The sequence below is a fragment of the Paenibacillus sp. FSL R5-0473 genome, from assembly GCF_038004565.1.
Lineage (GTDB): Bacteria > Bacillota > Bacilli > Paenibacillales > Paenibacillaceae > Paenibacillus > Paenibacillus amylolyticus.
The window spans coordinates 225,370-237,775 of record NZ_JBBORL010000001.1; the positions used below are offsets into that span (position 1 = coordinate 225,370).

Annotated in this window: 11 protein-coding genes and 1 other annotated feature (1 of these 12 cut by a window edge); of the genes, 7 read left to right on the forward strand and 4 right to left on the reverse strand. The window is 45.8% G+C overall.

All coding sequences use genetic code 11. The features are described 5' to 3' along the window. Positions 1-88: a binding site (T-box leader), on the forward strand (it extends 181 nt beyond the left edge of the window). Between the two features lie 75 nt (positions 89-163). Then, the gene (gene trpS, locus MKY28_RS01125; RefSeq protein ID WP_036605729.1) at positions 164-1,156 is read left to right on the forward strand and encodes a tryptophan--tRNA ligase; all 993 of its coding nucleotides are present in this window, start codon (positions 164-166) and stop codon (positions 1,154-1,156) included. A gap of 115 nt (positions 1,157-1,271) precedes the next feature. On the opposite strand, the gene MKY28_RS01130 is transcribed toward trpS, so the two are convergent. Continuing rightward, on the reverse strand, positions 1,272-1,472 hold the full coding sequence (locus MKY28_RS01130; protein WP_017692385.1) for a hypothetical protein: 201 nt from the start codon (positions 1,470-1,472) through the stop codon (positions 1,272-1,274). Positions 1,473-1,592: 120 nt separating this feature from the next. Here MKY28_RS01130 and MKY28_RS01135 point away from each other — a divergent pair, with 120 nt between their 5' ends. Next, positions 1,593-1,811, forward strand: coding sequence for an alpha/beta-type small acid-soluble spore protein (locus MKY28_RS01135; protein WP_017692386.1), 219 nt, complete (start codon positions 1,593-1,595; stop codon positions 1,809-1,811). Between the two features lie 116 nt (positions 1,812-1,927). Here MKY28_RS01135 and MKY28_RS01140 read toward each other — a convergent pair whose 3' ends face one another. Beyond that, a complete protein-coding gene (locus MKY28_RS01140) occupies positions 1,928-2,908 on the reverse strand; it encodes a metal-dependent hydrolase (RefSeq protein WP_036605731.1) in 981 nt (326 codons plus the stop codon). A 435-nt stretch (positions 2,909-3,343) separates the two neighbouring features. On the opposite strand from MKY28_RS01140, the gene MKY28_RS01145 reads away from it, so the two are divergent. Continuing rightward, a complete protein-coding gene (locus MKY28_RS01145) occupies positions 3,344-3,955 on the forward strand; it encodes an SCO family protein (RefSeq protein WP_036605732.1) in 612 nt (203 codons plus the stop codon). 74 nt (positions 3,956-4,029) lie between these two features. On the opposite strand, the gene MKY28_RS01150 is transcribed toward MKY28_RS01145, so the two are convergent. After that, complete coding sequence (locus MKY28_RS01150) at positions 4,030-4,377, reverse strand: toprim domain-containing protein (RefSeq protein ID WP_036605733.1); 348 nt, start codon at positions 4,375-4,377, stop codon at positions 4,030-4,032. Positions 4,378-4,902: 525 nt separating this feature from the next. Further along, on the reverse strand, positions 4,903-6,078 hold the full coding sequence (locus tag MKY28_RS01155; RefSeq protein ID WP_047841308.1) for an MFS transporter: 1,176 nt from the start codon (positions 6,076-6,078) through the stop codon (positions 4,903-4,905). A gap of 190 nt (positions 6,079-6,268) precedes the next feature. Between MKY28_RS01155 and MKY28_RS01160 the strand changes: the two genes are divergently transcribed. From MKY28_RS01160 to MKY28_RS01175, 4 genes are all read left to right on the forward strand, one after another. Continuing rightward, positions 6,269-6,751, forward strand: coding sequence for an ATPase (locus MKY28_RS01160; protein WP_174806458.1), 483 nt, complete (start codon positions 6,269-6,271; stop codon positions 6,749-6,751). A gap of 18 nt (positions 6,752-6,769) precedes the next feature. Further along, positions 6,770-7,915, forward strand: a complete 1,146-nt coding sequence (locus MKY28_RS01165) for a transglutaminase domain-containing protein (protein WP_253503187.1) — start codon at positions 6,770-6,772, stop codon at positions 7,913-7,915. A gap of 105 nt (positions 7,916-8,020) precedes the next feature. Beyond that, positions 8,021-10,057 carry a peptidoglycan D,D-transpeptidase FtsI family protein gene (locus tag MKY28_RS01170; protein WP_076328974.1) on the forward strand — a complete coding sequence of 679 codons (2,037 nt, stop codon included), beginning with the start codon at positions 8,021-8,023 and terminating at the stop codon, positions 10,055-10,057. A 395-nt stretch (positions 10,058-10,452) separates the two neighbouring features. Then, the gene (locus tag MKY28_RS01175) at positions 10,453-12,402 is read left to right on the forward strand and encodes a peptidoglycan D,D-transpeptidase FtsI family protein (RefSeq protein ID WP_340934473.1); all 1,950 of its coding nucleotides are present in this window, start codon (positions 10,453-10,455) and stop codon (positions 12,400-12,402) included. The last annotated feature ends 4 nt before the right edge of the window (positions 12,403-12,406 follow it).

Consider the following 12,406-nt stretch of genomic DNA (forward strand, 5'->3'; position numbering starts at 1 on the left):
GGCATTTCTTCAGCTTGACTTGATTTCAGGGTCAGGAGCAGTCGAAGAAAAGCGAATAAGGGTGGCACCACGGTCTCACGTCCCTTGCGGATGTGGGGCCTTTTTGCGTTCGCAGAGAATGGCAGGAGTTTTTTTATATACAATCAGGGAGGCGTTATGTGTAATGAAAACAGTACTTTCAGGTATTCAGCCAAGCGGTAAGCTCACATTGGGCAACTATATTGGTGCAATCAAAAATTTTGTAAAACTTCAGCATGACTATCAATGTCATTTCATGGTGGTTGATCTTCATGCGATCACCGTGGCTCAGGAGCCAGCAGCATTGCGTGAACAGTCGGAAGCGGTAGCTGCGCTGTTTATTGCAGCAGGCATTGATCCTTCGAAATCTAACGTATTTCTGCAATCCCATGTACCGCAGCACGCCGAATTGGGCTGGTTGATGACAACGCTGACCTCCATGGGTGAGCTTGAACGTATGACTCAGTTTAAGGATAAATCATCCGGTAAAGATTCGGTTGGTGCCGGACTGTTTGTGTATCCATCATTAATGGCGGCTGATATTTTGTTATACAATGCTGACCTTGTACCAGTAGGTGAGGACCAGAAGCAGCATCTGGAACTGACACGTGATCTGGCAGGACGTTTTAACCACCGTTATGGGGAGTACTTCACCATTCCAGATCCGTATATTCCGCAGGTGGGTGCACGGGTAATGTCACTTGATGATGCCTCTTCGAAAATGAGCAAAAGTAACCCTAACGCTGGCAGCTATATTGCCCTGCTGGATCCGCCGGATGTGATTCGCAAAAAAATCAGCCGTGCCACTACAGATTCGGGACGTGAAGTCGTATATGATCCGGCAAACAAACCGGAAGTCAGCAATCTGATGAGTATTTATGCTGAATGTGCAGGTATGACGCTTAAGGAAGTAGCTGAGCGTTATGAAGGCAAGATGTATGGTCCGTTCAAAAAGGAACTGGCTGAAGTGGTTGTATCTGTGATTGAACCGCTGCAACAACGATATAATGAGATTCGTGAGTCTGGCGAATTGGCGGATGTTCTGGATACGTCAGCCCGTCGTGCAGAAGAAGTTGCTGCTCAAACGTTGGATGCAGTGAAAGAACGTATGGGATTTGTTCCGAGACGTAAACAGTAGTCCTGAACAAAGATCTTCATTTCATGCAATGAATAGTTAACATAAATAAAGAGGAGCCCTATTGAAGGACTCCTCTTTATTCATGTGTTCATTATTGAACTATCAAATGACCTGCTCAAGAAGTGGGCTCTGAAGCAGCCGAGCGAACTTCCTGACGTTCTTTTTTGGCGCGAATCACAAATCCCCAGCCAATGTTGGCAATGGACAGGACAAACAGTAGTGCAGCAAACCAACCGGAGTAGGAGATCATAATTGCTGAAACCGTTAACAAGATAATCGAAGAGAATGCGAACCATAAAGACAAGCCTTTACTCATTGGGAAAAACCTCCATCTACAAATTTAGTAAAACTCCGTATAACCTGTAGCCTACGAGCCATAATAATCTTGCAAGCTTGCAATTACATTACAGACACAGATTGAAGGGAGATTATAAATATGGCTCAAGGATCTCGTTCTAACAACTTGGTGGTACCTCAGGCAAATTCAGCACTGCAACAATTGAAAATCGAGGCTGCACAGGAACTGGGTGTAACTATCCCACAAGACGGTTACTATGGTAACTACACTTCCCGTGAAACAGGATCTTTGGGTGGGTATATCACCAAACGTCTGGTACAAATCGCTGAGCAGTCTCTGGCTGGGTCTGGCAAATAATTCATTTTAACCAACAGCAACAAAACAGGATAAACGGAAAGCCCGGAGCGGAAACGCTCCGGGCTTTCTCGCGTATCAGTTCCTATGTCTGATTGTGCCTTGCCATGCTCACTTCGTCAAGGGCGTGCAGATAAAAGTTTTTTATCCATTTTCTCATCGCTTAACCAGCCTACATACGTATCAATCGTCTCAAAATTCCGATCCATCACAATCACAGCGACAAATGGATATTGTTTCCGGTGTCGATAACGTACATCTGCCCAGCGGACCTTGTAACCAGCAGGCAGTTCTTCAACCTCTGCCACCGCATAGGAGGTGAAATAGAGGAAGGCACTGACTTCCGGCGATTTGCGTGAAGCAGCAACGGCCGCGTGAGTAGAAGACGAGGCGTGCAGACTCCATACCAGATTAGAACCATCCATTTTACCGATCACATAACTGCCGTCCTCAACTCGTTTGACCACATGCCAGCGGTTCCAGGATATCGTTGGAATGACGATGTATCTTGCCTGCTCTGGGCTGTTGTCGAGACGTCTAACTTTTCTGACTGCTTGTGCACGAGCAATCGTTCGCCATATATAATATAAACCGGTCAAACTATACAACGTAACGAAGAGTGGTGCAGGGGCGATCAGATCAAAGGCCCATAACAGGATAGCTATGACATGTGTAGTGAATAGAAACGGATCAAAAATATGAATGATGTTCCAGGCGATCCAGCGTTCCGTAAAAGGCCGGGCGGCTTGGGTTCCATAGGTGTTGAACAGATCGGTGAATACGTGAAAGCCTACGGCCACAGCGGTCCAGGTGGCAACGTGTCCAATAGGGACACCAGGGAATATCAGTGCAATGACGCCGGTGATGAGCAATACCCATAACAGGAGAAATGGCAGAGAGTGTGACAAGCCCCGATGATTCCGAATGTAAAGCGAATTGCTTTTGAGACGTAACGCAGTATCAATGTCCGGGGCCTGGGAACCGGCGATCGTGCCAACCATTACCGCAGCTGCAAGCATGGGACTCGCCGCGACGACAGGATCGACATAAGCCAGACCGGCTAGACCAATCCCCATGACAAAATGTGTAGAGGTATCCATAAACGTCTCCTTTGTGTGGTATATCGTTCTAAGGCATATTACTTCTCTATCTAGGTGATACCCATATATAGTGTATAATATCCGTTTGTCAGGATGCAAAACATCCCTAATTTCAAAGTTATGACAATTTCCTGTGCCATACCCAATAAATGTACGTAGTTTGTCAAACTATTTTGGCATTTCCTATGATAAACTTTATATCGGATACAGTGAGAAAATCGCCAGAGAACGTACGATACTATTCGAATGATATACAATGCTAAAATAATTTATGGGCATTGTTCCTTTAAACCGTTACAATAATATAGAATCTCATAAAAAGTAGGTTTCTTTGAATACATATGTCACAGTAGATGGATAAAGCGAAACGGACGTGATTTTGGATTCACATATGTATGCGTATTCATAAGAAAAGATGCAGAAGGGACGAGGAAGATGCTGAAAAAGTACAAATGGACATGGATGCTGCTCGGGCTCGCACTGATTATGGCTGTGTATCTGATGTGGGGCACCGTATTTGCCAGTAAGGAAAAATTACCCGAGATTCGTGAAATCCAATCCTTTTCTATGGAAAATGTAGATGGCAGTACAGTATCGCTGGAGGATACGCAAGGGAAAGTCCGCTTGTTCTACTTTTATTTCACCAGTTGTCCGGATGTCTGCCCTATTACGACCTTTACGTTATCCCAGGTGCAGGATCTGTTGAAAGAGGACGACACCTTTGGTAAAGATGTCTCATTTGTATCTATTTCATTCGACCCCAAAGTCGATACAAGAGAGAAGATTAAGACGTTTGCAGACCGTTTCCACGCGGATTATTCCGGATGGTACTTCTTGCGAGGGGATATGGACAAAACAAAACAGTTCGCCAGGGAATCATTCCAGATCCTGATCGATGGGGAGAGTAAGGATGATTTTGCCCATATGAATATGATTGGTCTGGTGGATGAGAACAACCAGCTACGCAAGGTATATAATGCATTTAATACAGAGGACGTTGTGCCTGCTGTCATTGCCGAGGATATTCGCAATCTGATTAAGGAATAATCATCTGATCATCATACTGTAAAGGCTGCCTCTGGTTGGATATCAATCCAAAGGCAGCCTTTTGGTATTTCATTTTAATAGGAAGGATGTTCAGGGTATTGGATGTATGTCTCTAACCCGGCCTTCTCCAGCTGGGCAATGATATACTCATCAGGTGTTCCTTCCACACCCGCATATCCTCGTCGTGTATACATCTGTACTGCATCCGGGAAAGCATCCCGAAGTACACCTCTAATTTTTTTGCCGGAACTGTCATTATCCATAAATAAAAAGACTTCATCATAACCGACCTGCTTGCGCAGAGTCTCCAGTTTGAGGGAATTAAGTGTTCCAAACGTACATAGAATGTTGATTTCGGGTCCAACCAGACGTTTCAGTTTGCTTCGGTCATTCTTACCTTCCACAATGACATGAATAGGCATGATATTCACCTCTTGTTCGAGAGCTTATGTCGACATTCCCCGGGAAATGTTGCAGCGAAAATCGACTGATTATATAAAATGGACTCCTTTCTTTACACGACTGCTAACTGGATAGAACAACACATCAAGTTTGAGGTCTTATTTCATAAATGCATCATTAGGTCAGTAATAGCTTTAGTGGCCGTTCCGGTTACGGATCGTTCTTCCGATCGCTGTTGTCTCCATATATTTCTGATTTGCTTTTATAAAGTTAATATTTGGAGACAAAGGCGAACGCTACCGCTTCTTCAAAATCGATTCCGTCCCCTTCACTACTTTTGGCTAATTGTTCAACCTTAATGGTCTTCAATAAGATAAAACCTTCGGTGATTGTAAAAGATAGATTTCCCAGTTAGCTTTTATTAACGTGTAAAACGTTAGTCCATTTTATATAGTTTAGCTGTAAATGGGGGAATGATGCAAAGCTAATGAAAATACAGACCTAATTGCTGTCATAACAGTAGGGAAGAAGAGCTTGATACAGGCCTAATTCAATATACTTTTCGGATCGGACAGGGGAGCTTCGCGTCTGGATGTATAGTATGGAAGCAGCAGCATACCAATCATTAACAAAAGAAACGCGATGAAATAGGGTGATAACCCGACACGAAGTTGCCCGGCTGTGATGGGGCCGATGAAAGAGCCGATGGAGGTGGCAATGGATTGCAACGAGAAAATGCGGCCCAACTTGCTTCCTCCGCTCAGACGGATAAATAGGGTTGCCATAGCTGGAAAGATGATGCCTTTGGACATCCCAAGTACAAATAATACAGTAGACAACGGAACTTGCGGAATGGCTGCCATCACAAAAAAACACAAGGACATTAACAGCACGCCCGCAACCAGACGCAGCTTGGGGGAATACCGGTTGAGAAATAACATGCTGAGGGTGAAGAGTGCCCCAATACTTATTATAGAGAACAGCAGTCCGGTAGACATGATGGACGATTGTCCTCCGCCCCGCAGGGGTAATTCGAAGAAGAGAATCCCTTGGGCACAGGCAATCACCAGAGGCAAGGCAAAGTATCGCCAGGACACCGGCAGGAATGCGCTTGTGGCATCTGCTGGTGAAGCGTCAGGTTTAGCAGGTTCAGTTACTCTCTCCTGCTGTTTGACGATACCACGGGGCATCGTCATGAAAGCAATGACACCTGTGAGAATAAGCAGATAGCCCAAACCTGAGAATGTAGCAGAGAATCCCATGGAACCCACAATGATCGCACCGGCTGCTGGTGATACGACAGATGCAAGGGTATGCACTACCCCATGACCCGACATATACTTCCCCTGTTTCACCGGATCGCTGGATAACTGTGCAAGCAAAGCGAGACATGCAGGAGACAGGAAGGCCAGTACAAAACCGCTGATGGAACGCAGCGCCAGCAGTTGCCATGGTGTCTGGACATAGGCTTGTAAGAGCAGGATGAATCCTGCACCGAGCAGACTGAATACAATGTAGCGGCGACTGCCATGTTTATCGATTTGTGTTCCAGCAATCAGATTGCCAGGAAGATGTGTTAAGGAATAGATGCCCATCATCCAGCCAATGAAAGTAGGGGCGGCTCCCAGCGAGATGGCAAAAGGGGTCAAAATGGGATACTGGGCGTGCAAATCAAATACGGCAAGGAACAAAAACAGGTATAGCCAGATGGCCGTTTTCACATAAGCCCCTCCTTGTTAAGCGATGCATGTTCAAACTACAGGTCTTGAACGTGTTCCCCGTTCTCCCGGCAGAACCTCATGGTACTACTTGTACGCCCGGCGGGACGAACTTAGACCGTTTATTTTTAAGGGAGAGGGCTTAGCTGACAGCAGCTTCGGAAATCATGTATAATATTCGGGAGTGTTACGAATGAATTCTAATACGGAAGGTGTAGTCATGAACATAGAAGTAATCAAAGAGTTTGTGATGCAGAACTGGCTGGTGATCGTGGTTGCATTGATCATATTGTTCTTTGTTCTAAATGTGGTCAAAACCGTATTGAAATGGGCGATTGCCATCATCATTATTGCGGCTCTACTGATATACAGCGGCATCTCCATTGATCAGATCAAACAGACAGTGACAGACGTACAATCCAGCACGATGGACACATTGAAGAAGGAAGCAACCAGCATGATGCTTAAGGAGGCTTCCAAAGCGAAATACGTCAAAGGACAGGATGGAGCGTTCACCATCACAAGTCCCAATGTGGAGATTAAAGGCAGAACTCAATCGGATAAAGTTGATGTGACCTTCCGCGGAATTTCACTTGGCGAATGGAAACTCGACAATGAAACTATACGTACGTTTGTCGAACAGGCACAGGAGAACAAAACAGCACCAGCATCGTAGTAAAGGGGGAATCGGTACGTGCTGCAGAATTGGCTGGACAGCCTGAAGGAATTGAATGGCATCACGATTATGCTGTTGCTGATTGTGGCTGCTTCATTATTGCAGGGTTGGTCCAGAGGGGCTTCACGTTCAGCAGGCAGACTCTTTGGGTTCCTGATGGATGGCATTATGGCGGTCATTGGTATTCTGTTGTCGATCGGTTTAACGTTGTGGCTTGCGCCATATGTACAGCAGTGGCTGTCTGAGTATGCTTCAGCCATGCCTAACCGTGAGTTGAACCGGTGGGAACAGATGTATTATACGTTGGTTACGGCGATTGCAGATTTTCCGCTGATGCGGTTCGCTGTATTATTTGTACTTAGCTATGGACTCATCCGACTGATTCTCGGGTTTCTCTCTTCATTTATTTTTAGCAGCAGGCAGAGGTCAGCCGAGGAAAGTGCGCCTAAAGGTATGTTTAGTCGCTTGACGGGTGCATTCATTGGCACGATCATAGGCTCCGTCCGCGGAATGATTGTCATCGCAGTTTTGTTCATGATTGTCAGTCTTTACCCTGGAAGCATGTTCAGCCGATATGTGGAAGCATCCCCGATCTATATGCAAGGGGCCAAATCGGTTATCGAACCGTTGTCTGGCACGTTCATCAAGGACAAGCTACCCGTCTTTACGCAGGCTGTGCAGAAGGAACTGGGCGGCATCCTGCAACGCAAATATGAAGTCATCGACCACAATATTCCGACGGACATTGAATCAGCAGCGAGTGAGATTGTCAAAGGCCAATCGACAGATAAAGCCAAAGCAAGAGCGCTATACGACTGGGTAGGTTCACGTATTCAGTATGACTATGGTAAAGTGGATGACTATGAGCAAAAGGGCATATGGCATGAACAAAATCCACAGAATACATTTGATACACGCAAAGGCGTATGTATTGATTATGCCCGTCTTTACGCCGTGATGGCCCGTTCACAAGGACTTGAAGTCAAAGTTGTTACTGGACTTGGTTATAACGGCCAGGGAGGGTACGGTCCGCATGCGTGGAATGAGGTGTATTTGAGTGATTCCGAGAGCTGGGTTCCGCTTGACCCGACATGGGCGATCAGTGGAGACTGGTTTAATCCTCCGAATTTTGCCGACACCCATCTAAAGGATCAATCAGCTTAGCAATACAACGGACATGGGTCCGGAATATGACGACGTTGCCAGGTTATCATGCCGCGAAGAACCAGTTTGAGCGGTATGCATCAAGTCATGAAAGAGGTAGGATGGATGAAAAAACATTCCAATGAGAAGGATGAACTTACGGACAAACGGCGCTTCAGTTACCGAATGAACGTATTTTTCTTCGCTTCCTTTGTTATTTTTAGCGTTATTATTGTACGCTTGGCCTTTTTGCAATTCGTGGAGGGCCCTGAACTTAGTCAGGAAGAAGCAAGTAACATTACCAAGGATGTACCACTTCCTCCTGTGAGAGGCACGATCTATGATTCTACAGGTGAGGTGAAGTTGGCTTACTCCAAGCCCATTCAGTCTCTCTACCTGACACTTTATAAAAACTATGGGGATGTTGATGGGAAACCAAGTCCTAACATAGGGGAAGTGCAGGATATTGCAACCCGGTTGCATGATGTGTTTGAACAGTACAAGCTGAAGGATTCAGAGTCACTTACAGTGGAGAAAATTATTGAAGAGATGGACTTGAACTCCCGTAAAGCGAACGGTTTTATGCCGCGTCTGATCAAGAGTGATCTGTCCGAGGAAGAAGTTGCTTATTTCCTACAGCACAAGGACGAGTTCAAAGGTATTCAGATCGTCGAGGAGAGTGTGCGATTCTACGATCCGGATACGGTAGCGGTTCAGACCATCGGTTATCTGAAGAAGTTCAGAAGTTCGAAGTCCTTGAACAAATACAAAGAGGTGGATGAGGCCAATAAAACGCAAACGGATCCGGGCCTGGTGTATACAGAGAATGAATTTGTAGGCTTTGATGGACTGGAACTGCAATATCAGGATGCTCTCCGCGGCAAAAGCGGATATACATCCGTTGATGTTGATTTGCGTAATTTGCCTGAAGGTGTAGCAGGTTCTACCCCGCCGCAGAAAGGTTACGACCTGATTTCCAGCATTAACAAGAACGTTCAGGTGAAAACAGAACAGGCCATTCTGGATCAGTTGAGTTGGCTTCATAGGAATCAGGTTTCCGGTCGATTGCATCCAAATGCCAAGACCGGGTTTGCGGTTGCGATGGAAGTGGATACGGGGAAAATCGTATCTGCTGCCAGTATGCCTGATTATGATACCAACATCTGGAGAACAGGCAGTATCACAAATGATCAGTATGATGATATCAAATATGTGTATCAAAATGGTACGATTCGTTCATTCCCTCCGGATGACTCTAAAAAGCGAGCTGAATCGATCGTGCTACTCGGTTCCACCATCAAACCGCTTAGTGTCTTGATTGGTTTAAAAGAAGGTTTCTTCACTACCAATACGGTTTATTCGGATAGAGGTTCAACGACCTTTGGTGGGGACAATCGCAGAGTGCAGAACTCATCAGGGCATGTGTATGGTGCAATGTATCCTCGTGATGCGATTCGTCATTCCTCGAACGTATTCATGATTGATGAGATCGGGAAGAAGATGTACTCAAAATACGGTGCGACCGGAATTGACAAATGGGATGAATACATGAAGCAGTTCGGCCTTGGGGTATCTACAGGGGTTGATCTGCCGAATGAATTCCTGGGCATACGGGATTACATGAACGACACGGAAAGCTCGCTGACTCGTCTCGTGTATGGTTCCTTTGGACAGCAGGGAAAATACACAACCATGCAGTTAGCACAGTACACGACAATGCTGGCGAACAAAGGAAAGCGGATGGAGCCACAATTGGTTAGAGAGTTCCGGGATTCGGAAGGCAACGTGGTCGAGAAAGTAAAACCGAAGGTACTCAGCACGGTGGAGTTTAACGATGCCTACTGGAATGAAGTACAACGAGGCATGGCAACCGAGGTATCTGCATTTAGCGGATTCCCTTATGACTTTGCTAGAAAAACAGGAACATCGACACAGGTAGTAGGCGGTAAACTGGTGGATAACGGTGTATTTATCGCCTATGCACCACGTAATAATCCAAAGCTTGCTGTCGCTGTGGTTATCCCCGAAGGGGGCTTTGGATCGAGCAGTGCGGCTCCGGTTGCACGTGCGATCTTCGATGCCTATGACGAGGAATTCGGTCTCGACGGTGTACCGAAAAAGGACAAAAATAAAGATTCAGATTCGGAATCAGGCACACAGTAATGTGAGGCATTGGTTACAGAGGGGACCCTTCGGGGGTCCTCTTTTTGTTTTTACGTGGAGAATGGATCGAGGAAGTGAACTAATTAGTTGCATTAATATGTAACCATATGAGCTGTACCACGTTTATATAAGGGAAGGGTAAACGCGATCTGGAGAGCGGGACAACGTTGATATGTCAGTGTTTACATTGGAATCGGTAGATGGGGTAGTGTAACGGTTCTGTTTACGAAAATGTAACCAAATATTGAAAGACGTGACAGCTAACCTTTGGTAGACTTGGTTGAGAAAGGATTAAATATCGGATTGAACACGTTCACAAGACGGATTAAATATTTTATTTTTATAGAGGAACGGGAGAGGCTTAAAACATGTTTAACCGATTGAGGAAGAAACCCATGACTGAGGAAGATACACCCGTCAACAAGCCTTCCACCGCAAGGCTGAATCTGTTTTTTTTCGCGGCATTTGTCATATTCAGTATCCTTATTTTCAGATTAGCCTTTGTGCAGTTTGTGGAGGGTCCTGAACTGACGTATATGGAAACGAGTCGTAATACCAAAGACATTCCACTCGCACCTGTTCGTGGTCCCATCTATGATGCGACAGGGGAAGTCGCGCTCGCTTATTCCGAACCTGTACAGTCCCTGTATGTGCTGTTATATGAGGATTATCGGAATGATGAACGTAGACAGGAAGCAGAGGAACTGGCTCATGATCTGGCGGCTGTGTTTAAGCAGTTTAATCCAGGGGACAAGGAGCAGCCGGACGGGGAAGAGATCATCAAACGATTGGATCTGGATTACCAGAAAACGTTTGGGTATGTGCCGAGGCTTGTGAAGTCGGATCTATCGACCAAAGAAATTGCCTTTTTCATGGAGAAAAAAGCGGAATATCCGGGCGTTATGGTGCTGGAAGAAAACATAAGAAAATATGACCCGGATGGTGTAGCCGTTCAGGTTGTGGGTTACACAAGAGAGTTCAAACGGGCACCAGATTCCATTGCCAAATATAAGGCCATCCGTGAGGGGGCAAGTACCCAGCGTGATCCTGGTCTTGTGTACCATGAAGAAGAGAAGGTTGGCTTCGATGGGCTGGAGCTTCAATACCAGGAAGAACTCCGTGGACGAAGCGGATATCAGTCCATTGATATTGACGCACGTAATCTCCCAGATGGGACGATGTTACAAACACCACCGGAGAAAGGCTACAGTCTGGTCTCCACCATTAACAAGGAAATTCAGATGGCCGCACAAGAAGCAATAACGGACGAATTGCGCAGACTCCCTAAGGCAATTACCGGATACGCAGTAGCCATGGAAGTGGATACGGGGAATGTGGTGGCTATGGCGAGTATGCCGGATTATGATCCGAACGATTGGGATTATGACAAAATCAAATATGTGTTCCGGAATGGAACCACCGAGTCGTTCCCACCGAATGATGCCAAGCCTAGTCGGGCCGAATCTGTTATACTTCTTGGATCAGTAATCAAACCGCTAAGTGTGCTTATTGGATTAAAAGAGGGATTATTTACAGCAGGACAGACCTATCATGATCAGGGATATGCGGTTTTGGGGAAAGACGGACGACAAGTGAAGAACTCGCATTCTGCTTATAATGGTTCTATCACGGCGAGAAGAGCGATTGAGAAATCCTCCAATGCCTTCATGATTGATATGGTGGGGAAACGTTTGTTAAGTAAATATGGCTCAGAGAAAGGTATCGATGTCTGGCATAAACACATGCAGGAATTTGGCTTGGGTGTGTCCACTGGTGTAGATCTGCCTAATGAATTTCTGGGTAGGCTAGAATATACTAATGAAGACGAATCAGCTCTAACACGTTTGGCATTTGCCTCCTTTGGACAACAAGCCAAGTACACCACGATGCAACTCGCCCAATACACGACCATGCTTGCTAATAAGGGCAAACGGATGGAACCACATCTGGTGAAGGAAATCCGTGACGCGGACGGCAATGTGGTGAAAGAGATCAAACCTAAGGTGCTCAATGAAGTTGATTTTGCCGATGCTCACTGGAATGAAGTTCACAAAGGTATGGTTACCAAAGTAAGTTCATTTGACGGTTTCCCCTACGATTATGCACGGAAAACAGGAACATCAGAGCAGGGGACAGGACCGAACAAAAAAGAGAATGGTGTCTTTATTGCCTTTGCACCAAGAGATAATCCGAAGCTTGCTGTCGCTGTTGTTGTACCGGAAGGTGGATTCGGGTCAGTCAGTGCTTCACCAATAGCACGAAAAATTTTCGATGCATATGATGAAGTGTATGGTCTCGATGGAACGCCGAAAGGTAAGAAAGACGAAGGGAAAGACAACGAGTAATACA